The organism is Pseudomonas sp. 91RF (assembly GCF_003576265.1).
Taxonomy (GTDB): Bacteria; Pseudomonadota; Gammaproteobacteria; order Pseudomonadales; family Pseudomonadaceae; genus Aquipseudomonas; species Aquipseudomonas kribbensis.
Window position 1 is genome coordinate 173,043 of sequence record NZ_QWFC01000032.1, and the last position, 22,070, is coordinate 195,112.

21 protein-coding genes are annotated in these 22,070 nt (G+C 59.9%); 7 read left to right on the top strand and 14 right to left on the bottom strand.

Features of this window, described 5'->3' with window-relative positions; genetic code table 11:
* Positions 1–27 precede the first annotated feature (27 nt).
* From tauC to DXT77_RS17835, 6 genes are all read right to left on the bottom strand, one after another.
* A complete protein-coding gene (gene tauC / locus DXT77_RS17810) occupies positions 28–867 on the bottom strand; it encodes a taurine ABC transporter permease TauC (RefSeq protein ID WP_119428608.1) in 840 nt (279 codons plus the stop codon).
* Positions 864–1,658, bottom strand: a complete 795-nt coding sequence (gene tauB / locus DXT77_RS17815) for a taurine ABC transporter ATP-binding subunit (protein ID WP_119428609.1) — start codon at positions 1,656–1,658, stop codon at positions 864–866. The genes tauC and tauB overlap by 4 nt, the downstream gene beginning before the upstream one ends.
* A 16-nt stretch (positions 1,659–1,674) precedes the next feature.
* Positions 1,675–2,652, bottom strand: a complete 978-nt coding sequence (gene tauA / locus DXT77_RS17820) for a taurine ABC transporter substrate-binding protein (protein WP_119428610.1) — start codon at positions 2,650–2,652, stop codon at positions 1,675–1,677.
* A 218-nt stretch (positions 2,653–2,870) separates the two neighbouring features.
* Complete coding sequence (gshA, locus tag DXT77_RS17825; protein WP_119428611.1) at positions 2,871–4,454, bottom strand: glutamate--cysteine ligase; 1,584 nt, start codon at positions 4,452–4,454, stop codon at positions 2,871–2,873.
* A gap of 214 nt (positions 4,455–4,668) precedes the next feature.
* Complete coding sequence (locus DXT77_RS17830) at positions 4,669–5,052, bottom strand: PaaI family thioesterase (RefSeq protein WP_119428612.1); 384 nt, start codon at positions 5,050–5,052, stop codon at positions 4,669–4,671.
* On the bottom strand, positions 5,052–7,376 hold the full coding sequence (locus tag DXT77_RS17835) for a Tex family protein (protein ID WP_119428613.1): 2,325 nt from the start codon (positions 7,374–7,376) through the stop codon (positions 5,052–5,054). The genes DXT77_RS17830 and DXT77_RS17835 overlap by 1 nt, the downstream gene beginning before the upstream one ends.
* Positions 7,377–7,736: 360 nt before the next feature.
* Here DXT77_RS17835 and ompR point away from each other — a divergent pair, with 360 nt between their 5' ends.
* Complete coding sequence (gene ompR, locus DXT77_RS17840; RefSeq protein WP_007952694.1) at positions 7,737–8,477, top strand: two-component system response regulator OmpR; 741 nt, start codon at positions 7,737–7,739, stop codon at positions 8,475–8,477.
* 114 nt (positions 8,478–8,591) lie between these two features.
* A complete protein-coding gene (locus DXT77_RS17845; RefSeq protein ID WP_085712711.1) occupies positions 8,592–9,905 on the top strand; it encodes an ATP-binding protein in 1,314 nt (437 codons plus the stop codon).
* Between the two features lie 35 nt (positions 9,906–9,940).
* Here DXT77_RS17845 and rimK read toward each other — a convergent pair whose 3' ends face one another.
* Together rimK and DXT77_RS17855 are read right to left on the bottom strand one after the other, a co-directional pair.
* Positions 9,941–10,846, bottom strand: coding sequence for a 30S ribosomal protein S6--L-glutamate ligase (rimK, locus tag DXT77_RS17850; RefSeq protein WP_007949201.1), 906 nt, complete (start codon positions 10,844–10,846; stop codon positions 9,941–9,943).
* The gene (locus tag DXT77_RS17855) at positions 10,843–11,289 is read right to left on the bottom strand and encodes an ATP-dependent zinc protease (RefSeq protein ID WP_169432582.1); all 447 of its coding nucleotides are present in this window, start codon (positions 11,287–11,289) and stop codon (positions 10,843–10,845) included. The genes rimK and DXT77_RS17855 overlap by 4 nt, the downstream gene beginning before the upstream one ends.
* Positions 11,290–11,540: 251 nt before the next feature.
* On the opposite strand from DXT77_RS17855, the gene DXT77_RS17860 reads away from it, so the two are divergent.
* On the top strand, positions 11,541–11,948 hold the full coding sequence (locus tag DXT77_RS17860; RefSeq protein ID WP_119428614.1) for an RNA-binding S4 domain-containing protein: 408 nt from the start codon (positions 11,541–11,543) through the stop codon (positions 11,946–11,948).
* Between the two features lie 70 nt (positions 11,949–12,018).
* Here DXT77_RS17860 and DXT77_RS17865 read toward each other — a convergent pair whose 3' ends face one another.
* Positions 12,019–12,819 carry a phosphatase PAP2 family protein gene (locus DXT77_RS17865; RefSeq protein ID WP_085712713.1) on the bottom strand — a complete coding sequence of 267 codons (801 nt, stop codon included), beginning with the start codon at positions 12,817–12,819 and terminating at the stop codon, positions 12,019–12,021.
* Between the two features lie 104 nt (positions 12,820–12,923).
* Here DXT77_RS17865 and hslO point away from each other — a divergent pair, with 104 nt between their 5' ends.
* Together hslO and DXT77_RS17875 are read left to right on the top strand one after the other, a co-directional pair.
* A complete protein-coding gene (hslO, locus tag DXT77_RS17870) occupies positions 12,924–13,826 on the top strand; it encodes an Hsp33 family molecular chaperone HslO (protein WP_085712714.1) in 903 nt (300 codons plus the stop codon).
* 181 nt (positions 13,827–14,007) lie between these two features.
* Positions 14,008–15,549 (top strand): phosphoenolpyruvate carboxykinase, encoded by a 1,542-nt coding sequence (locus tag DXT77_RS17875; RefSeq protein WP_119428615.1) that lies wholly within the window; start codon positions 14,008–14,010, stop codon positions 15,547–15,549.
* 121 nt (positions 15,550–15,670) lie between these two features.
* Here DXT77_RS17875 and DXT77_RS17880 read toward each other — a convergent pair whose 3' ends face one another.
* The 5 genes from DXT77_RS17880 to DXT77_RS17905 form a co-directional block, all read right to left on the bottom strand.
* The gene (locus DXT77_RS17880) at positions 15,671–16,270 is read right to left on the bottom strand and encodes a Fic family protein (RefSeq protein WP_119428616.1); all 600 of its coding nucleotides are present in this window, start codon (positions 16,268–16,270) and stop codon (positions 15,671–15,673) included.
* On the bottom strand, positions 16,270–16,440 hold the full coding sequence (locus tag DXT77_RS17885) for a YhfG family protein (protein WP_096821911.1): 171 nt from the start codon (positions 16,438–16,440) through the stop codon (positions 16,270–16,272). Before DXT77_RS17885 ends, DXT77_RS17880 begins: the two co-directional genes overlap by 1 nt.
* Positions 16,441–16,734: 294 nt before the next feature.
* Entirely contained in the window at positions 16,735–17,034 is a 300-nt protein-coding gene (locus DXT77_RS17895; RefSeq protein ID WP_119428618.1) for a hypothetical protein, read from the bottom strand.
* A 347-nt stretch (positions 17,035–17,381) separates the two neighbouring features.
* On the bottom strand, positions 17,382–18,509 hold the full coding sequence (locus DXT77_RS17900; protein ID WP_119428619.1) for a hypothetical protein: 1,128 nt from the start codon (positions 18,507–18,509) through the stop codon (positions 17,382–17,384).
* A 102-nt stretch (positions 18,510–18,611) separates the two neighbouring features.
* On the bottom strand, positions 18,612–18,893 hold the full coding sequence (locus DXT77_RS17905; protein ID WP_119428620.1) for a hypothetical protein: 282 nt from the start codon (positions 18,891–18,893) through the stop codon (positions 18,612–18,614).
* A 303-nt stretch (positions 18,894–19,196) separates the two neighbouring features.
* Between DXT77_RS17905 and DXT77_RS17910 the strand changes: the two genes are divergently transcribed.
* A complete protein-coding gene (locus DXT77_RS17910; protein ID WP_119428621.1) occupies positions 19,197–19,700 on the top strand; it encodes a polysaccharide deacetylase in 504 nt (167 codons plus the stop codon).
* A 386-nt stretch (positions 19,701–20,086) separates the two neighbouring features.
* Positions 20,087–22,015 carry an ATP-dependent DNA helicase RecQ gene (locus DXT77_RS17915; protein WP_119428622.1) on the top strand — a complete coding sequence of 643 codons (1,929 nt, stop codon included), beginning with the start codon at positions 20,087–20,089 and terminating at the stop codon, positions 22,013–22,015.
* Positions 22,016–22,070: the final 55 nt, after the last annotated feature.

Genomic DNA, 22,070 nt, shown 5'->3' on the forward strand with positions numbered 1-22,070 from the left:
CTGTCGGGGTAGTCAGTGCTGAAAAAATCAGTGGGCCTGGCCGTGCCACGGCACAAGTTTGCGTTGCAGGGCGCGCAGGCCCATTTCCATGGCGAAGGCGATCAGGGCGATGACCAGAATCCCCAGCACCACCACATCGGTGACCAGGAATTGCGCAGCCGACTGCACCATGAAGCCCAGGCCGCTGGTGGCCGCGATCAATTCGGCAGCGACCAGGGTCGACCAGCCGACGCCCAGCCCGATGCGCACACCGGTCAGAATGTCCGGCAGGGCGCTGGGCAAAATCACGTGGCGGATCAGTTGTGCGCGGGTAGCGCCCAGCGACTGAGCGGCGCGCAGTTTGGCCGGGTCGACGGTGCGCACGCCGGTGGCGGTGGCAATCGCGATCGGGGCGAAAATCGCCAGGTAGATCAGCAGTACTTTCGACAACTCGCCGATGCCGCACCAGATCACGATCAACGGCAGATAGGCGAGTGGCGGAATCGGCCGGTAGAACTCGATCAGCGGATCCAGCACGCCACGGGCGATGCGGTTGGCGCCGATGGCAATGCCTACTGGCACGGCGGTCAAAATCGCAAAGCCGAGGCCCAGGCCGATGCGGCTCAGGCTCGCGCCCAAGTGCTGCCACAACGTCGAATCCATGTAGCCCGTGGTCGCCAGCAACCAGCCTTTTTGCAGCACGGCTGACGGTGGTGGCAGGAACAGCGGTTCGATCAGACCGGAGGCCGTCACCGCCCACCAGATCACCAGCAACGCGAACAGGGTCAGCAGGCTGATCCAGCGGGTGCTGAGGCTGCGGCGCACGGGAATCGCCACCGACGTGGCGGCGGGTTTCACTGCGGTGGCAGAAACGTCGTAACTGCTCATGCGCGCTCCTGCCGTTGAACGGCGCTGCGTTGCGAGAACACTTTGGCGAGCACGTGTTCGCGGGTTTCGATGAAGCGCGGATCGGACTTGATCGACCGCGCCGATTCGCCGGCGGCGTAGCGCTTGCCGAAATCCAGGTGCAGGCGCTCGACGATCTGCCCCGGATTCGGTGCCAGCAAAATCAGGTCAGTGGCGAGGAACACCGCTTCTTCAATGTCGTGGGTAATCAGGAACACCGGTTTGGCGGTGCGTTGCCAGACTTGCAGCAACAGCTCCTGCATCTGTTCGCGGGTAAAGGCGTCGAGGGCACCGAAGGGTTCGTCCATCAGCAGTACGCGCGGGTCGGCGGCAAGGGCGCGGGCCAGGCCGACACGTTGCTTCTGGCCGCCGGAGAGCTGCCAGATGCGACGCTTTTCAAAACCGGAGAGATCGACCAGCGCGAGCATTTCCCGGGCGATCTGTTCGCGTTTGTCCTTGGCCGCACCGGCCAGCTCCAGACCGAAGGCGACGTTGGCCAGCACGTCCTGCCAGGGCAGCAGGGCGTCGTCCTGGAACACCACGCCGCGCTCGGCGCTCGGGCCTTTGACCGGCACGCCGTCCAGGGTAATGCGCCCGGCGCTCGGTTCGACGAAACCGGCAATCAGGTTCAACAGCGAAGTCTTGCCACTGCCGGACGGGCCGAGGGCCACCAGCAATTGCTGAGGGCCGAGGGTCAGGGAAATGTCGGACAGTACCGGTTCCGGGCTGCCGGGATACTGTGCGCTGATGCGCTCCAGTTGTAGCAAGGCCATCGCAGTTAACTCCCGATCAGTTGGTGATGTACTTGGGGGTGACATACGGCGCGTAGTCCGGCAGAACCGCTTCGACCTTGCCTTGCTCCTTGAGGAACGCAGCGGTGTCGGTGATGGCTTTGGTGGTCGGCGCGCCGAGGTCATTGACCTGATCCGCCGCCAGCGGGTAGACGTTGCCCTGCAGCAGCAATGGGATGTCGCTGGCCTTGGCGCCGGACAGTTTTACCAGTTTGTCGACGTTGCTCTGGTTGGCCAGCCAGGCTTTCGGATCCTTGCGGTAGTCGGCGTAGGCGTCGAGGGTGACCTTGGCGAACGCGGTGACGATTTCCGGGTGCTTCTCGGCGAAGTCCTTGCGCACGATCCAGGCGTCGAAGGTCGGCGCACCGAACTTGGCCAGTTCACCGGAAGTGATCAGCACTTTGCCGTTTTCCTTGGCCACGCCCAGCGCCGGATCCCAGACGTAGGTGGCGTCAATGTCACCGCGCTTCCATGCGGCAATGATCGCCGGCGGGGCGAGGTTGAGAACGGTGACTTTCGAAGGATCGATGTTCCAGTGCTTCAGCGCGGCCAGCAGGCTGTAGTGACCGGTGGACACGAACGGCACGGCGATTTTCTTGCCGACCAGATCCTGCGGCGTCTTGATGCCGGCGCCGTCGCGGGCGACCAGCGCTTCGGCGGCGCCGATCTGGGTGGCGATGAGGAAGGTTTCCACCGGGACTTTACGGGTGACGGCTGCGGTCAGCGGGCTGGAGCCGAGGTAACCGATCTGCACATCGCCGGAAGCGATGGCCGAGATGACGTCCGCACCGTTGTCGAACTTGCGCCAGCTGATGTCGGCTTTGGTGGCTTTCTCGTAGGCGCCGTCGGCCTGGGCGACTTTTGCCGGGTCGACGGTGGTCTGGTAGGCGACGGTGAGGTCGGCGGCCTGGGCCAGGAAACTCGCAGCAGCCAGAGAGGCCACGGCCAGCAGGCGAAGCGGGACATTCAGTTTCATTTAAGAGCTCCATATCAGGCGACCGAGGATCGGCGTGAAAGGAGACTAAATGATCTAAGAAACTAAAAATAAATAACTTTTTAGACTTAGCTTATGAGCGGAAAAATCTAAGCGTAGCCGCTGCGCGGTCATTCGCGAGCAGGCTCGCTCCCACAGGAGATTGCAATCCAATGTGGGAGCGAGCCTGCTCGCGAAAAGGTTCGAAGAACCTTCTGATGTCAGTTGCTGATCGCCAGAATGCTCGCCTGATACGACCCGACAAACACGTCGAAATCGCCCACCTCGTTCTGCTCCAGCTCAGCCTGTTGCGCCAGCGACGAGCGCGCCAGTTCTTCAAACGTCGCCTGTTCGTCAGCTGCCAACGGTTCGCTGCGGAAGAACTCGGCGTGGGCCTGGCTCTGGCGCAGGGAGAATTGCGCGAAGCTTTCCTTGTGCTCGGCCATGGCCGCCAGCACCTGGGCCGAAGGCGTCAGGGACGAATCCTTGACCTTGGCCAGTTGCGCGTCGAGGGCCTTGCTGTGGGCATCGCCGCCATGGCTCTGATCCAGCAGCGCGGCCAGCGGAGCGATTTTTTCCAGCAGCTCCGCCGCCCATTCCTTCATGCCGACCGGTTGACCGTCGCGCTGCAATTGCAGGCCCGGGCGGCGACCTTCCTTGACCACGCTGAGGAAGTTCGATGTAGCGTTGCCGCAGCTGATGTTGGTCAGCAGCGGGCTGTCGTTCAGCGCGCAGTACAGCAGGAACGCGTCGAGGAAGCGCGATTCTGTCAGATCGATGCCCATCGGCAGGAACGGGTTGATGTCCAGGCAGCGCACTTCGACATACTGGATGCCACGGGCCATCAAGGCCTGGATCGGCCGCTCGCCGGTGTAGGTCACGCGTTTCGGGCGGATGTTCGAGTAGTACTCGTTTTCGATCTGCAGGATGTTGGTGTTCAGTTGCACCCACTCGCCATCCTGGTGCGTGCCGACTTCGACGTACGGCGCGTATGGCGTGGCCACCGCCTTGCGCAGGCTGTCGGTGTAGCTGGCCAGGTCGTTGTAGCAAGGGGTCAGGCCAGCCTGGGCGTTGCTCTGGTAACCGAGGTCACTCATGCGCAGGCTGGTGGCGTAAGGCAGGTACAGAGTGTCCGGGTCCAGTTGTTCCAGCTGATGCGAACGGCCGCGCAGGAATCCCGCATCCAGCGCCGGCGAAGCACCGAACAGGTACATCAGCAGCCAGCTGTATCGACGGAAGTTGCGGATCAGTGCGATATAGGACGACGACTGGAAATCCCGGTCGGTGCCGACGAAGCCTTCGGCTTCTTTCAGCAGCGGCCAGAGTTTTTCCGGCAGGGAGAAGTTGTAGTGAATCCCGGCGATGCACTGCATGGTCTTGCCGTAACGCAGGGCCAGGCCCTTGCGGTAGACATACTTGAGCTGACCGATGTTGGAGGTGCCGTAATAGGCGATCGGGATATCTTCCTCGGCCGGCAACGGGCACGGCATCGATGGACTCCACAGATACTCGTTGCCGAGCTTGCTGTAGGCGAAGCGATGAATCTTGTCCAGGCTCGCCAGGGTGTCGGCCGGATCGGGCAGGGCAGGCGTGATGAATTCCAGCAGCGACTCGGAATAGTCGGTGGTGATCTGTTCGTTGGTCAGCGCGGAACCCAGGCTTTCGGGGTGCGGCGTTTGCGCCAGTCGACCCTCGCCGGTCACGCGCAGGCATTCACGTTCGATGCCGTGCAGGCACTGTTCGAGCAGAGAGAGGTTGGCGCGCTCACCGAGCAGAGCCAGGCGGCGGTTGAGAAGTTCGCTCAATTTGGATTCCTTCACGCGTCAGTCGCCCCAATATGGGGGTGGGCAGGACGGTCTACAAGGGTGAAGTTGAAACTGGCGTTTTCGCCTGGTTTTCGGGCCATGAAAGCCCCATTGCAAACGCCAACTTCAGTCCCTGAATCTGGCAGACGCGGGCGAGGAAAACTCCGACGCTGCGATCACAGCGCCGAAATTAACTCAAATCGATGACGAGTAGCTACAGGACAGCGAACGTGCCTTGCGCTTTTGCGACCAGTTTGTCGCCCTGCATCACGTCGGCTTCGACCACCAGCGTGCGCCGGCCCGGGTGGATCACCCGCGCCGTGCACATCACCTCGCCTTCGGAGACGGCGCGGATGTAGTTGATCTTGCACTCGATGGTCGCGCTCTGCTGGCCAAAGCCGTGGGTGCTGGAACAGGCCAGCCCCATGGCGATATCGACCAGACTGAACAGCGCGCCGCCGTGCAGCTTGCCGCCGCGGTTGCGCAGTTCCGGTTCCAGCGCCAGGGCGACTTGCGCCACCCCGGTTTCCAGGCTGTGCAGGCGGCAACCCAACAGCTTGAAAAACGCGCTCTCGACGAGCCCGGCCGGAATCTCCATCAGCGTTTCTTCAACTGCTTGGCGTTGGCGAACAGCAATGCCATGGCGTTGTTCGCCGGAGCCGCCGGGGTGCTTTCCTTGCGCGGAGCCGAACCCTGCGACTGGCGTGGCGCCGAGCCCGGACGCGAACCACGGGCACCGTCGATCTTCTCGCCCGGCGTGTCGCTCATGCGCATCGACAGGCCGACGCGTTTGCGCGGGATGTCGACTTCCATGACCTTCACTTTCACCACGTCACCGGCTTTCACTGCTTCGCGCGGATCCTTGATGAATTTCTCCGACAGCGCCGAGATGTGTACCAGACCGTCCTGGTGTACGCCGATGTCGACGAACGCGCCGAACGCGGTCACGTTGGTCACCACGCCTTCGAGGATCATCCCCAGTTGCAGGTCCTTCAGGTCCTCGACGCCTTCCTGGAACTCGGCGGTCTTGAACTCCGGACGCGGGTCGCGGCCCGGCTTTTCCAGCTCCTGCAGGATGTCGGTGACGGTGGGCAGACCGAAGGTCTCGTCGGTAAACTTCTTCGGATCCAGACGCTTGAGGAACGAGGCGTCGCCGATCAGCGAGCGGATGTCGCGGTCGGTTTCAGCGGCGATGCGTTGCACCAGCGGATAGGCTTCCGGGTGAACGGCCGAAGAATCCAGCGGGTTGTCGCCGTTCATCACGCGCAGGAAGCCGGCGGCCTGTTCGAAGGTTTTCTCGCCCAGACGCGCGACTTTTTTCAGCGCAGCGCGGGTCTTGAACGCGCCGTGTTCGTCACGGTGAGTCACGATGTTTTGCGCCAGGGTCGCGTTGAGGCCGGAGATCCGCGCCAGCAGCGCCACGGACGCGGTGTTCACGTCCACGCCCACGGCGTTCACGCAGTCCTCGACCACGGCGTCCAGACCGCGCGCCAGTTTCAGCTGCGACACGTCGTGCTGGTACTGGCCGACACCGATGGATTTCGGATCGATTTTCACCAGTTCGGCCAGTGGATCCTGCAGACGGCGGGCGATGGACACGGCGCCACGGATCGACACGTCGAGATCCGGGAATTCCTTGGCCGCCAGTTCTGAGGCCGAGTACACCGATGCGCCGGCTTCGGAGACCATGACCTTGGTCATTTTCATCGCTGGATATTTTTTGATCAGTTCGATGGCCAGTTTGTCGGTCTCACGGCTGGCGGTGCCGTTGCCGATGGCGATCAGATCGACCGAGTGCTTGGCGCACAGGGCGGCCAGGATGGCGATGGTCTGATCCCACTTGTTGTGCGGCACGTGCGGGTAAACCGTGGCGTGATCCAGCAGCTTGCCGGTGGAGTCGACCACCGCGACCTTGCAGCCGGTGCGCAGGCCCGGGTCGAGGCCCAGGGTGGCGCGCGGGCCGGCCGGGGCGGCCAGCAGCAGGTCGTGCAGGTTGTGGGCGAACACGTTGATCGCCTCGGTTTCAGCGCCGTCGCGCAGCTCGCCGAGCAGATCGGTTTCCAGGTGGGTGTAGAGCTTGACCTTCCAGGTCCAGCGCACCACTTCACCCAGCCATTTGTCGGCCGGACGGTTCTGGTTCTGGATGCCGACGTGCTGGCCTATCATGCCTTCGCATGGGTGCAGGGTGCCCGGCAGCTCTTCGCCGACTTTCAGCGCAGAGCTGAGAATGCCTTCGTTGCGGCCACGGAAAATCGCCAGCGCGCGGTGCGACGGCATGCTTTTCAGTGGTTCGTCGTGTTCGAAGTAGTCGCGGAACTTGGCGCCTTCCTCTTCCTTGCCGGCGATGACGCGGGCGCTGAGGGTGGCTTCCTGCTTCAAATAGTTGCGCAGTTTGTCCAGCAGGTTGGCGTCTTCGGCGAAACGCTCCATGAGGATGTACTTGGCGCCTTCCAGCGCTGCCTTGGCGTCGGCCACGCCTTTTTCGGCGTTGATGAAGCGTGCGGCTTCGGCTTCCGGGGTCAGGCTCGGATCGTTGAACAGGCCGTCGGCCAGCTCGCCGAGGCCGGCTTCCAGGGCGATCTGGCCCTTGGTGCGGCGCTTCTGCTTGTACGGCAGGTACAAGTCTTCGAGGCGGGTCTTGGTGTCGGCGAGTTTGATTTCGCGCTCCAGCTCAGGGGTGAGTTTGCCCTGCTCCTGGATGCTGGAAAGGATGCTGATGCGCCGTTCGTCGAGTTCTCGCAGGTAGCGCAGACGCTCTTCCAGATGACGCAACTGAGTGTCATCGAGGCTGCCGGTCACTTCTTTCCGGTAACGGGCGATGAAGGGAACGGTAGAGCCTTCATCGAGTAGCGCGACGGCCGCTTCGACCTGTTGCGGGCGTACGCCGAGTTCCTCGGCGATGCGGCTGTTGATGCTGTCCATAAAACCACCTGACAAATTGTGAAAGCAGGCTCGCAGGCGCATAAATAAGGGCCCGGAGTCTGGTGGGGCGGCCTGACGCTTGCCGCTGCCTGGGTCAAAAGGCATCCCATTGACCCGTGAAATCGAACAATTACTGCGGCCACCCGGAAAATAAAGGACGGCCACCTGCGGTAACGATTCAGACGTTGCCTGGCACAAAAGGCCGCGCATTATAACCGGCGTTCTGTCATTCGGGGGCGACACGGTCTGTAGGCTCAAGCCCCGGTTTTCTGGCAGTGAAGGAAAAATCTGCTAACAATGCACACGGTGCGTATAACGGCAGCTACGCCATAATGCGCGCCGAGCTAAAAGGAGCATCCAATGAGCAGCACTGCACAAACTGCTGAAGGCGAAAAAATTCTTATTGTTGACGACGATCCGGGGCTGAGCAGCCTGCTGGAACGCTTCTTCGTCAGCAAGGGCTACCGTGCCCGCGCCGTACCGAACACCGAGCAGATGGATCGTCTGCTGTCCCGTGAAGTGTTCAACCTGGTCGTTCTCGACCTGATGCTGCCGGGCGAAGACGGCCTGACCGCTTGCCGTCGTCTGCGTGGCGCGAACAATCAGATCCCGATCATCATGCTCACCGCCAAGGGCGACGAACTGAGCCGGATCAAGGGCCTGGAACTGGGCGCCGACGATTACCTGGCCAAGCCGTTCAACCCGGACGAACTGATGGCCCGTGTCAAAGCGGTGCTGCGCCGGCAGGCCGCACCGGTGCCGGGCGCGCCGGGCAGTGAAGAAGAGAACGTCACGTTCGGCGACTACGTGTTGTCCCTGGCCACCCGCGAACTCAAGCGCGGCGACGAAGTGCACATGCTCACCACCGGTGAGTTTGCGGTACTCAAGGCCCTGGTGATGAACGCCCGTCAGCCGCTGACCCGCGACAAGCTGATGAACCTGGCCCGTGGCCGGGAGTGGGATGCCCTGGAGCGTTCCATTGACGTGCAGATTTCCCGTCTGCGCCGGATGATCGAACCCGATCCGTCCAAGCCGCGCTACATCCAGACTGTCTGGGGCGTGGGATATGTGTTCGTGCCGGATGGCAACTCCACCAAGTGACGGGTGATTTGTAGGAGCGGGTCTGCGGGAAACGGTCGAAAGTGCCGGCTCCGCAGACTCGTTATCCGCAATATGCGAGCATTGCTCGCTCCTGCAAGTGCGTAGCGGTTATCCATGAAAACCCCTGTCTGGTTCCCCCAAAGCTTCTTCTCCCGCACCCTTTGGCTGGTGCTCATCGTCGTATTGTTTTCCAAGGCACTGACCCTGGTTTATCTGCTGATGAACGAGGACGTGCTGGTGGATCGCCAATATAGCCACGGTGTTGCCCTGACGCTGCGTGCCTATTGGGCCGCCGATGAAGAAAACCGCGCGAAGATCGCCGATGCCGCGACTCTGATCCGGGTGGTCGGCGCCGGTGTGCCGGAAGGCGAACAGCACTGGCCGTACAGCGAAATCTACCAGCGGCAGATGCAGGCGGAACTGGGGGCGGACACCGAGGTTCGACTGCGCATGCATTCGCCGCCGGCATTATGGGTGCGCGCGCCGAGCCTGGGTGATGGCTGGCTGAAAGTGCCGTTGTACCCGCACCCGTTGCGCGGCCAGAAAATCTGGAACGTGCTCGGCTGGTTCCTCGCCATCGGTCTGCTCTCGACCGCTTCCGCATGGATCTTCGTCAGTCAGCTCAACCAGCCGTTGAAGCGTCTGGTGTATGCCGCCCGGCAACTCGGTCAGGGCCGCAGCGTGCGCCTGCCGATCAGCGATACACCCAGCGAAATGACCGAGGTTTATCGTGCCTTCAACCAGATGGCCGAGGACGTCGAACAGGCTGGACGTGAGCGTGAACTGATGCTCGCCGGGGTTTCCCATGACCTGCGGACGCCGCTGACCCGTCTACGACTGTCACTGGAGTTGATGGGCGACCGCACCGACCTGACCGATGACATGGTGCGCGACATTGAAGACATGGATGCGATTCTCGACCAGTTCCTCGCGTTCATTCGCGATGGTCGGGACGAATCCGTGGAAGAAGTGGACCTGAGCGATCTGGTGCGCGAAGTCGCGGCGCCGTACAACCAGAGTGAAGAGAAAGTGCGCTTGCGTCTGGAACCGATCCAGCCGTTCCCGCTGCGCCGGGTGTCGATGAAGCGTCTGTTGAACAACCTGATCGGCAACGCGTTGAATCATGCCGGCGGCAGTGTGGACGTCGCGGCTTATGTGTCCGGCGACACCAGTGCGCCGTACGTGGTACTGAGCGTGATGGACCGTGGGGCAGGGATCGATCCGTCGGAGCTTGAAGCGATCTTCAACCCGTTCACTCGTGGCGATCGGGCGCGGGGCGGGAAGGGCACCGGGCTGGGTCTGGCGATCGTGAAACGGATTGCTTCGATGCACGGCGGCAATGTCGAACTGCGCAACCGCTCCGGGGGCGGGCTGGAGGCGCGGGTGCGCTTGCCGTTGGGATTGATGCTGCCGCGGGACGCGGTTTAAGTTTCAGGCGGCCTGGCGGCCGCCTGATTCCAGGTTCAACCCTTGCCTTTGGTGCGGGTCATGTTCGGCCCGCCATTCTTCTCGAGATGCTCGATGATGATCCCCGCCACATTCTTGCCGGTGGTGGTCTCGATCCCTTCCAGGCCCGGTGACGAGTTCACTTCCATCACCAGCGGCCCGTGATTCGAACGCAGGATATCCACACCCGCCACCGCCAGGCCCATGACCTTGGCGGCGCGCAATGCGGTCATGCGTTCTTCCGGGGTGATCTTGATCAGGCTGGCGCTGCCACCCCGGTGCAGGTTGGAGCGGAATTCCCCTGGCTTGGCCTGACGCTTCATCGCCGCGATGACCTTGTCACCGACCACGAAGCAGCGGATGTCTGCGCCGCCCGCTTCCTTGATGTATTCCTGCACCATGATGTTCTGTTTCAGGCCCATGAACGCCTCGATCACCGACTCCGCCGCCGTTGCGGTTTCGCACAGCACCACGCCGATGCCCTGGGTGCCTTCCAGTACCTTGATCACCAATGGCGCACCGTTGACCATGTCGATCAGGTCGGGAATGTCGTCCGGCGAGTGGGCGAACCCGGTCACCGGCAGGCCGATGCCCCGGCGTGACAGCAATTGCAGCGAACGCAGCTTGTCCCGGGAACGGGCGATGGCCACCGATTCGTTGAGCGGAAACACCCCCATCATTTCGAACTGCCGCAGCACCGCGCAGCCATAAAACGTCACCGACGCGCCGATCCGCGGGATCACCGCATCGAAGCCTTCCAGCGGCTTGCCGCGATAGTGGATCTGCGGTTTGTGGCTGGCGATGTTCATGTAGGCGCGCAAGGTGTCGATCACTACCATTTCATGCCCGCGTTCGGTTCCGGCTTCGACCAGACGGCGGGTGGAATACAGACGCGGATTCCGCGACAGCACAGCGATCTTCATGCAACACCTGTGGAGGAGGTAGATACCGGGAACACCGGCTTGTCTTGTACATACTTGATGCCCGGATTGACCACCAACTGGCCGTCGATCAGGGCTTTGGAACCGAGCAGCAGGCGATAGCGCATGGACTTGCGGCAGGCGAGGGTGAACTCGACCGGCCAGACCCGATCACCGAGGGCCAGGGTGGTGCTGATCACATAGCGCACCTGGGCCTGGCCGTTGGAACTCTTGATGGTCTTGCGGGTGACCAGCGGTGCTTCGCAACGCCGGTGGCGCAACTGCACCACCGTGCCCAGGTGCGCGGTGAAGCGCACCCACTTCTCGCCGTCCCGTTCGAACGGCTCGATGTCGGTGGCGTGCAGGCTGGAGGTACTGGCACCGGTGTCGATTTTTGCCCGAAGGCCCGCGACTCCCAGATCCGGGAGCGCCACCCACTCGCGCAGACCGACAACGGTCAAATGGTCAAATGTCTTCAAAAAAATGCTCAACCGGTGAAAACCGATCAGCCCGCAGGGGGCCGGATTTGCGGTATTCACGCAGAATAGTGGTTAAAAGGCGACAGATATCTACGGCCCGGATTGGCGCCATCTCAAGCACGCCCCGGAATGTGCGCATTGTAATCCGGGACAGCACAATTCATGGCACGACAGAAACGGTAGTACAGTTCATCAATATTTCAGAATGAGGAAATTCCATGGCACAAAAAAGCGAAGAGGACGACAAGGTCCGTCTCGATAAATGGTTGTGGGCTGCGCGTTTTTATAAAACACGGGCCTTGGCCAAAGCCGCCATTGAAAGCGGCAAGGTGCATTGTCGGGGAGAGCGCTGCAAGCCTGGCAAAGAGCCACGCATCGGCGATGAATTCGAGATTCGCACCGGCTTCGATGAAAAGACCGTTGTGGTGCAAGCCCTGTCGATCGTGCGTCGTGGCGCGCCGGAAGCGCAGACGCTGTATGCCGAGACCGAGGCCAGTATCGCCAAGCGAGAGGCGGCTGCGGCGATGCGCAAGGCGGGCGCCTTGGGCGTGACTACCGATGGCAAACCGAGCAAGAAGCAGCGCCGGGATCTGTTTAAATTTCGTGGGAACAGTGGCGGAGAATAAAAAAGATCGCAGCCTGCCGATCCTGACTCAAGACTCGTCAAAGGCTGCGACTTTTTTCAGCGGTCGTCGATTATCGTGCGGACACGACAGTCATCCGCGAAATCACCGGCAACTTGCCCAGCAGCCCGAAGATCGGCGCCGTGACCTTCAGCCAGAAGTTCGCCGCGTGATAGGCAAACGGCGTGTAGTAACCCCAGCCCAACGCCCACACCGCCAGCAGCAGGCCACCGATGTAATCGTCCTGGCCCCAATGCGCACCGGCCACCAGCCGCGGCAGCATGAACAGCAGCGCCAGGCCCCAGACTGTCAGGAACTGGCCGGCTGAGCGACTGAACACACCCATGAACAACGCCCAGATCAGCAGCACCGAAGCATGGTCACCGGGAAAGCTCTGGCTGGAGCGATCCTTCAGCTCAAAGGTTTTCTCCAGATGCGGGAAGTAGTCGCTCATATGGACGGCGCCTTCGAGCACCATGGAAGGGCTGTTGTGCTGCCAGCCCATGTGGTCGGCGAATTTGGAAAACAGCGCGCGGATCACCACCATCAGCAGCAGGATCGAAAAAAATCCGAAGAACGCGCGACGTACGTCAATCGCCTTGAACACCCAGTCGCCCTTGATCAGCAGCGTCAGCAGAATCAGTCCGACGACAACGTCGAACGGGCGCAGACTTGCAATTGCCCAGATGTGGAGCCATATGGGGTTGCTGGCCAGCGGAGTATTGAGTGAGCGGAACAGCCACTCGTCGAAAACCACACACAGCATCTGGCCTGTAGGCCATAACCAGAAAGCCAGTAGTGCCAATGGCACCGCATTGCACAGAACCAGCCGGCCGAGGTTCCACCTTGATTGGAACAAACCCGGATTGTTCATAAAATGCCTCCCGTGGCTGAACATAGGCATCAAAATGGATGCCAGAAGCACGGGATTTTCATTCTTTGTAACCTTTTTGTCATTAAAATCAGATACCTAGACCTATGACCGATTTCCTCGATACCGATTACACCCAACGCTTCATCTTCGATGACAGCGACACGCGCGGCGAACTGGTGTCGCTGGAACGCAGCTATGCCGAAGTGCTCGCCAAGCACCCGTATCCGGAGCCGGTTGCGCAATTGCTGGGCGAATTCATGGCTGCCGCGTCGCTGCTGGTGGGCACCCTGAAATTCGATGGCTTGCTGATTCTTCAGGCGCGCTCCGAAGGCCCGATTCCGCTGCTGATGATCGAGTGCTCCAGCGAGCGTGAGATCCGTGGTCTGGCCCGTTACGAGGCGGACCTTATCGCCCCTGACGCAACCCTCGCCGACCTGATGCCCAACGGCGTTCTGGCCCTGACGATCGACCCGACCGTAGGCCAGCGCTATCAGGGCATCGTCGACCTCGACGGCGAAACCCTGTCCGACTGCTTCACCAACTACTTCGTCATGTCCCAGCAGGTCGGTACCCGCTTCAAGCTGTGCGCCGACGGCCGTCGTGCCCGTGGTTTGCTGCTGCAACAACTGCCGGCCGATCGCCTGAAAGATGAAGAAGAGCGCGCTGCCAGCTGGCAGCACATCACCGCGTTAGGCAACACCCTGACCGCTGATGAACTGTTGAGCCTGGACAACGAAACCGTCCTGCATCGCCTCTACCATGAGGAGCAGGTCCGTCTGTTCGATGTGCAGAAACTGCGCTTCCACTGCAGCTGCTCCCGTGAGCGTTCGGGCAACGCACTGGTCAGCCTGGGTCTGGAAGATGCGCAGCAATTGGTGGCCGAACAGGGTGGCAGCGTCGAGATCGATTGCCAGTTCTGCAACCAGCGCTACCTGTTCGATGCGGCGGATATCGCTCAATTGTTCGCTGGCGCCGGCGTCGAGACGCCGTCAGATACCCGGCACTAAAACGGTTCAGCGCAGGTAAATTCACTGCTCAACGACGGAATAACGCCGTTACGACGGGAGGGCCCTACTCTTTTTGGGCTTTTCTGGCATAATCCGGCCCACTTTTTTCGCGGTAGTAGTGCACGACTTTCTACTACAAAACGTTTGGAGCACACTCGGCCACTGGCCGACGGGGAACCTCATGACGCAACCCAATAACGCCGTGTACACCGATCTGAGTGTTGATGATCTGGTAAAAGAAGCCCTGAAACGCGGTGAAGGCGAGCTTGCCGATACCGGCGCTCTGGTAGTTCGCACCGGTCACCGCACCGGCCGTTCGCCAGTCGACCGTTTCATCGTTGAAGAGCCTTCCACCCAGGACGCAATCGCCTGGGGCCCGATCAACCGCAAGTTCCCGGCCGACAAGTTCGACGCGCTGTGGGCTCGTGTCGAGGCGTTCAACAACGCGCAAGAGCATTTCGTTTCCCACGTGCATGTAGGCGCGGCCGACGATCACTACCTGGCCGTGAAGATGACCACCCAGACTGCCTGGCAGAACCTGTTCGGTCGTTGCCTGTTCATCAACCCGGCCCAGTACAACCCGGCCGGTCGTGAAGAGTGGCAAGTGCTGAACGTGGCCAACTTCGAGTGCGTGCCTGAGCGTGACGGCACCAACTCTGACGGTTGCGTGATCCTCAACTTCGCCCAGAAAAAAGTGCTGATCGCCGGTATGCGTTACGCCGGTGAAATGAAGAAAGCCATGTTCTCGGTGCAGAACTTCCTGCTGCCGGCTTCCGACGTGCTGCCAATGCACTGCGCTGCCAACATCGGCGAAGCAGGCGACGTGACCCTGTTCTTCGGCCTGTCCGGCACCGGCAAGACCACCCTGTCCGCCGACGAAAGCCGTTACCTGATCGGTGACGACGAACACGGCTGGGGTGAAGGCGTTGTCTTCAACATCGAAGGCGGCTGCTACGCCAAGTGCATCGACTTGTCCGAGAAGAACGAGCCGGTCATCTGGAAAGCCATCAAGCACGGCGCAGTCCTGGAAAACGTCGTGATCGACGATGCCAAGCATGCCGACTACGCCGATGTCAGCCTGACCCAGAACAGCCGCGCGGCCTACCCGCTGGAGCACGTTGCCAAGCGTTCCGAGAAGAACCTGGGCGGCGAGCCGAACGCTGTAATCTTCCTGACCTGCGACCTGACCGGCGTACTGCCGCCAGTGTCGATCCTGAACAACGAGCAGGCGGCCTACCACTTCCTGTCCGGCTACACCGCACTGGTGGGCTCGACTGAAATGGGTTCGGGCAGCGGCATCAAGTCGACCTTCTCCACCTGCTTCGGCGCACCGTTCTTCCCGCGTCCGGCTGGCGAATACGCTGAGCTGCTGATCAAGCGCATCAAGGGCTTCGGCTCCAAGGTCTACCTGGTCAACACCGGCTGGACCGGCGGTGGCTACGGCGTTGGCAAACGCTTCAACATCCCGACCACCCGTGCGGTGATCGCAGCGATCCAGAGCGGTGCCCTGGTCGGTGCCGAAACCGAACACCTGGACACTATCAACCTGGACGTGCCGCTGGCCGTACCGGGCGTCGAAACCAACCTGCTCAACCCACGCAACACCTGGGCTGACAAGGCTGCGTACGACGAAGCTGCCAAAGCACTGGCCGGTCTGTTCATCGAGAACTTCAAGAAGTTCGACGTGAGCGACGCGATCAAGGCTGCCGGGCCTAAGTTGTAAGACTTGGTTCTGGTGAATGAAAAAGCCGCCTCTTGAGGGCGGCTTTTTTGTGGGTGTTCAGTTATCGAGTAAGTACCAGTATTTCCGTACGAAACAGTGTGAACTGCCAGAATTTTGCTACTTAAGATGCAAGCTTTTCGCCAATGCAGCGATCAAAAATTGCCTCAAGGCCCCGGTAATCGCATGCCACAGCATCGATGTTTGCCGGAATCCAGGCTTCATCCTTGATCAACCACCAATCTACTGCAAAACCAGCATTGATGATGATGTGCTCAAAAAGAATGCGTTGGGCACGACCATTGCCTTCGCGAAAAGGATGAATGACGTTCAGATCGCCGTAGGCTTCGGCAACTTTTACTACGAGATCTGATCTTTCCAGCCCCTCGAACCATGCGGAGCGTTCCATAGAGAGAAAAATTTTGTGAGCTTCCGGGAGGATCCTCTCCGCCGTGCAAAAAAATGTTTCGCCTTTTTGGATGTTAACGGTACGCAGCAGTCCAGCCCAATCATAGACGTCGCAAAAAAGCACTTCATGGACGTGCTGCAAGCGGCTGAGGTCATAAGGAGGGGGGAGAAGATGAAATCGGCTGATTGCGATTTCAGAGAGCTCTCGCTCTGCTTTTTGAAGCCGTTCTTCACAATGGATGTTGAGCAAATTACGCAAAACATCAGTGCCGGGGTAACAATAAGGGTCTTGCCCAACCCCGTACTTGTCCACCATTAACGGCCGTTTTGACGATATTTTTCGATAACCGATTCCCGCGAAGGAAGCGGTTTTTCAGCGTCGGCACGGGTGGTGTCAAAGCCTTCAAGCCGCAGACTAGCCAGATAGTTGGACCGGCGGACCTTGTCGTAATAAGCCTGTTTTTGCTGGAACGTCAACTCGCTCATGTCATATGCCTCTTTGTGCTGGGTTCCAGTGTAGCGCAATCGTGTTCCCGGATCTGTCGGGATTTTCGATGCTTACATATGTGTTGCCTGTCATTGGGTTGATGGGGTTCTTTGGGAAATCCATCGATACTCGATTGGTAGTCGGTTCGGTGCTCGCGGCGAAAGATTTCATCTGCCTGTTTGACGCTTTCCATCAGCTCATCAAAAAAATTGCTCACGAGAATCTTCATTGTTTGATTGCTGTTTTTCAGATCGCTCTCAGGTAATGCGTGAGAGCGATTCGATCACTCATCTTCAGGCCGGGGCTTTCCAGCTGAGCATTTTCTGCTGGGCGGCTTGCAGCAGGTCGCAGCCGTCTTTGGTCAGCAGGTAGAGGGCGTGGGTGATGTGCGGGATGTCTTCGACGTCGGCGTGTTTGAAGCAGAGGCAGTAGAGGGTTTGCAGCAGGTCGCTGGAAGCACGCAGGCGCTGGACGGCGCATTCGAGGATGTCTTGCGGGTTGGCATCGGTGTCGATGACCAGGGGCTTGGTGTCGGTGAGGTTGGAGTCGAGTGGACGGTAGCGATCGGAGTGGAGCTCGTTCCATGATTTCATTTTTTAGATCCTCAATTGCTTCGAATGAAGCCACCAAATCGTGACCAAGCGACTGGAGGCGACTGTGTTCGGGTTGGTCAACCGGTGAGGATCATGCACATACCCGGCACGCTCGAAAGCGTCCCAAACACAGCCACCACAACGCTGCTGGCAATTGAGTGCCGGCAGCATACAGCGGACGCGAATGCATGATCCAATCGGGTGACCAAGCCCGGGCCGCTGAATTGGCAGCGACAGTCACAACTATAGGTTTCGGCCCACCGGCGCCGATAGAAGACAAGGCGCCGCTGCCTGTAGGAACTGGATGCAGATTCGAGCAGGTAGTTCCTACAGATCAATCACGGTTTTCAACGAATCGCCCGATACCCCTCAACATCCAGCACACTCGTCGTCAGCCCGGTCGCCGGGGTGTAGATCGTGCCTTTCACCGTCGAGAACGGGACGCCCTTGCTGCCCAGCGACACGTAACGTTCACCTTGGTCCAGTTCGGTGAACCAGGTGTAGGAGCACTTCTCCATGGCCTTGTATTTCGCTGCCGCGTTGGCGATGGTGGCGGCGTGGTTACGAAGGTCGGCGTCAGTAAGGTTGAGGTTCTTGTCGAGCACGGCGCCCCAGCGTTTCAGGCAGACTTCTGCAAAGTGACGGACGATCAGGCCAGGTTCGGCCACAACCTTCGGACCGCTGACGCCATCGGCCGAAGCATTGCCGACCAGGGTGGCGTGACGACCTGGCATGGGGAAAATGCTGGTTTTGGTGCCGGTCGCGGTTTGCGGAATGACGCAGCTGAAACCCTTGGAGCATTCGTCCCGAGCATAAAAGCCCACGTATTCTTTGACGTTGTAATTGAGCTTTACCCGGTGTTCCTGAAAGTTACCGATACCGGGCACAGGATCAATGGCAAAGATATTGACTGGAATGTTTTTCAGCGCACTGTCATTGAACATGGCATTGGCCAGCATATGGCAACTAATGCCGCCACGGCTCCAGCCCACCAGATTGACCTTTGTTGGAATTACACCATCCTTGCGGAACGTTTTAATGATTTGTTCCTGTAACTTCTGTTGTGTGATGCTGCGTTCGCCATAGTTGTATTTACGCCACATCCAGGAACCTTCGACCTTTACATCTTCAATCGGAATGCCCGCAGCCTTGAGGCGGTTGTATTCCGCTTCGGTCAACTGCTCGCGCTGCCAGTCGCATTTGCCTTTGATGATGTTCATCGCGTGCTGGACGTTTTCCTCCCAGCCCTTGCCGAACAGGGTTCCGCTGAGGCCATAGTCCTTGGATTTGGTGAACAGGTCATCGGCCTGCAGGTTGCTGGTGCCGGGGCCATCGACCACGATCCATTCGGCAAATTCGCGACCGGCGTGATGGGAAGCAAGTGTGGAAACCAGTTCGCCATCCCAATAATTTTCGTGGGTATTATCAAACTTTGTGGACCCCGTACCGCAAAAGAAAATAGTCAGCGTAGTCATGTTGTTGCTCTGGGTTGATGAAAGAGCAAACAGGTTAGTTCTGAACTTTGCAGTCATGGAAGCGAAGGGTTGTTGCGAACTTTGTAAGTTTGGGCGGCAGCGTTAGTTGTTTGTTCGTTGTCTGGCAACTTCCAGCAAGTCACAGCCGTCCTGCGTCAATAAATAAAGCACATTGACGATGTTGGGGATGTCCTTTACATCGGCCTGTTTGAAACACAGGCAGTAAAGAGTTTCCAGCAGGTTGTTGGCTGCACGCAGTCGCTGATCGGCGGCATCGAGGAGATCGCGGTGGCTCGCCTCGGTATCAATGACCAGCACGGGCGTTTCGTTATAGCTGGTCGTGAGTGCGCGGTATCGGGAGTTTAGCGGTTTGAACGGGGTCATGATCGGGTGAGTCCTTTACGAAGTCGCTTCGGTGGGCCGACACAGTGCTTTCAGTCGCGCCGGCCACTATAGAAGGACGCCCTCGAGCGGAACAAGACAGCCACGATGGACAGAAATCGTAGGGGTTTTTCCGGGGTTCGGGCATTTGCCCTACGCGTTTTCCAAGCTTTTTCACAGCCAAACCCTGATCAGCGAAATTTCCCACGTGTTTGTCGGGTGATTCCCGTTAAACCTCTGTATGGTGCGCGCCAGAATCCGTAGGGCGTTTCCAGATGTCCGACACACGCTTAAAGGGAATTAGATATGCAGTGGCTACGAATGGCCTCGATCATTTTGCTGTGGGCCAGTGGTTGTCGCGTGGCAGTGGCCTCCGATACGGCCAACGGGTTGGCGCTTGCCAATCTGGAACGAAGCGGCTGGCCGGACGCGCTCACCACTCGGGACGACATCGATACGGCTTCCCGCGCGCAAGTGCTGATCTTCGGCAAGGCCCTGTTGGCCAGCGAAGCGCTGGACGAAACGGGACTCAAGCAACGATTGGGCGTGCAGCAGATGCAGCTCAAGTCGATCCGGCAAGTGCGCGACGGTCTGTGGGATCGCTTGCTCACTAACTATCGCAACGCCAGTCAGAATTGCGACGAACAGGCGTTTTGCCCGCGGGTGCGCAGCGTCGCCGATCTGCGCCAGCTGGCGGCAGCATTCACCGGTGATATCAGCCCGGCCCATGCACAATGGGCAAGCAAGAGCCTGGACGTGCATGAGCGGGTACTGGATGAGCAACTGCGGGTGGCCGTCCTGCGGCCCTGACGTTGCTTTTGCGGGTGTCAGGCCGAAGAGGTTTCACCCGTTGTCACGGCGGACGCCCACGGCGGTGGGAAGTTGTCGGGAGAGGGCGTACATCCACTCAGTAACAGGGATGCAAAGATCAGGGCAAAGGGCAGTTTCAAACGGTTCGACATGTTCACTCCTTGATAAAAATCCATGGGCATCGGCCGTCCTGGCTCGAGGCGTGACGGACATTACCCTTGGTTCGATTCACGCGGCGATGAACAAAGTGTTTCATTTGTTTGATCCCGTGGCGTGGCCGCCGACGCTGTATCATCCCGTATCGATTTGCCCCCCGACCTTTTCTCGATTCGCTGCGATCGCCCGCTAGGCTGTTGGCATCACAGCGGTCAACGGAGTGACAGCGAATGCACAACACCCTGGAACAGGTTTTCGGTTATCCACAATTTCGACCCGGTCAGGAAGCGGCAATCAGCGCTGTGTTGGCCGGGCGCTCGGCGGCAGCGATCTTTCCCACCGGCTCCGGTAAATCCCTTTGTTACCAGGTGCCGGCGCTGCTGTTGCCACACCTGACGCTGGTGGTCTCGCCGTTGCTGGCGCTGATGCAGGACCAGCTCGAATTCTTGCGTCGTCACGGCATTTCAGCGGGGAGCATCGACTCGGCACAAAGCCGCGAAGACGCCAACGATGTAATGTCCCGTGCCCGTTCGGGCGAGCTGAAGATCCTGATGATTTCCGTTGAGCGCCTGAAAAACGAGCGCTTTCGCAATTTTTTGCAGCAGGTGCCGATCTCGTTGCTGGTGGTGGATGAGGCGCACTGCATCTCCGAATGGGGCCACAACTTCCGGCCCGACTACCTCAAGCTGCCGGACTACCAGCGCCAGTTCAACATCCCGCAGACCCTGTTGCTGACCGCCACGGCAACGCCGAAAGTCATCGCCGACATGCAGACGAAATTCGCTATCGCCGCCGAAGACGTAGTGACCACGGGTTTCTATCGGCCCAACCTCAATCTGCTGGTGGAGCCGGTGCGCGGTGAGGACAAGCGGCGACGGCTGGTGCAATGGATGGCCGAGCGGGCGGGCCAGCCGAGCATCGTCTACGTCACCCTGCAGAAAACCGCCGAACACATCGCCGAACATCTGGGGCGCAATGGCATTCAGGCCGAGGCTTACCACGCCGGGCTGCCTCACGAACAACGGGACGCGATCCAGAAGCGCTTCATGGGCGGGCAGTCCAATTGCATCGTCGCCACCATCGCGTTCGGCATGGGCATCGACAAGAGCGACATCCGCAACGTGGTGCATTTCGACCTGCCCAAATCCATCGAAAACTACAGCCAGGAAATCGGCCGCGCCGGGCGTGACGGGCAACCGTCCGACTGCCTGGTGCTGGCTAACCGCGACAGCCTCAATGTGCTGGAAAACTTCGTCTACGGCGACACGCCGGAGCGCGACGGCATTCGTCATGTACTGGATGAATTGCAGGCCGCTGCACCTGAAGGTCAGTGGGAGTTTTTGCTCGGGCCGCTGGCGGATCAGAGCAACATCCGTGCGCTGCCATTGAAGACGTTGCTGGTGCAACTGGAGTTGCGAGGGCTGATTGCCCCGCGCTACGCGTATTACGCCGAATACCGCTTCAAGTACCTGCTGGAGCCCGAGGTGTTGCTTGAGCGTTTCGAGGGTGAGCGCAGGGATTTCGTCGCAGCGATCATCAAGACCTCGAGCCGCGCACGGACCTGGGCCACGGTGAATTTCGAGGCGATGTACACGCAACATTCCGCTGAGCGTAACCGCGTGGTGAAGGCGCTGGATTACTTCCAGGAGAAGGGCTGGGTCGAGCTGGAAAGCAAGCAGATGACCGAGGTCTACAACGTGCTGCACAGCAACTTCGACAGCCAGGTCTTGAGCGGCGAGCTGCATGATTACTTCTTCTGCCACGAACAGGCCGAAGTGGCGCGGATTCACGCGATGCTCGAGCTGTTCGCGACCGAGCGCTGCCTGGGCTATCGACTGGCGGAGTATTTCGGCGATCACAATGCCCCCGAGCAGTGCGGGCATTGCTCGGTGTGTCACGGGCAAGTTGCCCGGTTGCCGTCACCTCCGGAATTGCCGGCGCTTGTGGATAAAAGTTTCCCGGCCTTGTGTGGCGATTTTATCCACAGGCACGAGCAACAGACCGGAAGTGCGCCTTCGGCGGAGCGGCTGACGCGGTTTCTGTGCGGGATCAGTGTGCCGCTGTTCACCAGGCTCAAGGCGCGGACGATTGCCGGGTATGCGGCGCTTGAGGAGTATCCCTACGCGAGTGTTCGGACGTGGGCTCAGGCGCATCTCTGAAGCGGCGAATCCATCCGCTGAATGTCGATCATCACGGCAATAAACTTCAAAAATG

Bases quoted from the DNA above. Each gene is read 5' to 3' on its own strand.
- tauC (WP_119428608.1), bottom strand. From the start codon at position 867: ATGAGCAGTTACGACGTTTCTGCCACCGCAGTGAAACCCGCCGCCACG.
- tauB (WP_119428609.1), bottom strand. From the start codon at position 1,658: ATGGCCTTGCTACAACTGGAGCGCATCAGCGCACAGTATCCCGGCAGC.
- tauA (WP_119428610.1), bottom strand. From the start codon at position 2,652: ATGAAACTGAATGTCCCGCTTCGCCTGCTGGCCGTGGCCTCTCTGGCT.
- DXT77_RS17830 (WP_119428612.1), bottom strand. From the start codon at position 5,052: ATGGAGATTCCGGCCGGGCTCGTCGAGAGCGCGTTTTTCAAGCTGTTG.
- DXT77_RS17835 (WP_119428613.1), bottom strand. From the start codon at position 7,376: ATGGACAGCATCAACAGCCGCATCGCCGAGGAACTCGGCGTACGCCCG.
- ompR (WP_007952694.1), top strand. From the start codon at position 7,737: ATGAGCAGCACTGCACAAACTGCTGAAGGCGAAAAAATTCTTATTGTT.
- DXT77_RS17845 (WP_085712711.1), top strand. From the start codon at position 8,592: ATGAAAACCCCTGTCTGGTTCCCCCAAAGCTTCTTCTCCCGCACCCTT.
- rimK (WP_007949201.1), bottom strand. From the start codon at position 10,846: ATGAAGATCGCTGTGCTGTCGCGGAATCCGCGTCTGTATTCCACCCGC.
- DXT77_RS17860 (WP_119428614.1), top strand. From the start codon at position 11,541: ATGGCACAAAAAAGCGAAGAGGACGACAAGGTCCGTCTCGATAAATGG.
- DXT77_RS17865 (WP_085712713.1), bottom strand. From the start codon at position 12,819: ATGAACAATCCGGGTTTGTTCCAATCAAGGTGGAACCTCGGCCGGCTG.
- hslO (WP_085712714.1), top strand. From the start codon at position 12,924: ATGACCGATTTCCTCGATACCGATTACACCCAACGCTTCATCTTCGAT.
- DXT77_RS17875 (WP_119428615.1), top strand. From the start codon at position 14,008: ATGACGCAACCCAATAACGCCGTGTACACCGATCTGAGTGTTGATGAT.
- DXT77_RS17880 (WP_119428616.1), bottom strand. From the start codon at position 16,270: ATGGTGGACAAGTACGGGGTTGGGCAAGACCCTTATTGTTACCCCGGC.
- DXT77_RS17885 (WP_096821911.1), bottom strand. From the start codon at position 16,440: ATGAGCGAGTTGACGTTCCAGCAAAAACAGGCTTATTACGACAAGGTC.
- DXT77_RS17895 (WP_119428618.1), bottom strand. From the start codon at position 17,034: ATGAAATCATGGAACGAGCTCCACTCCGATCGCTACCGTCCACTCGAC.
- DXT77_RS17900 (WP_119428619.1), bottom strand. From the start codon at position 18,509: ATGACTACGCTGACTATTTTCTTTTGCGGTACGGGGTCCACAAAGTTT.
- DXT77_RS17905 (WP_119428620.1), bottom strand. From the start codon at position 18,893: ATGACCCCGTTCAAACCGCTAAACTCCCGATACCGCGCACTCACGACC.
- DXT77_RS17910 (WP_119428621.1), top strand. From the start codon at position 19,197: ATGCAGTGGCTACGAATGGCCTCGATCATTTTGCTGTGGGCCAGTGGT.
- DXT77_RS17915 (WP_119428622.1), top strand. From the start codon at position 20,087: ATGCACAACACCCTGGAACAGGTTTTCGGTTATCCACAATTTCGACCC.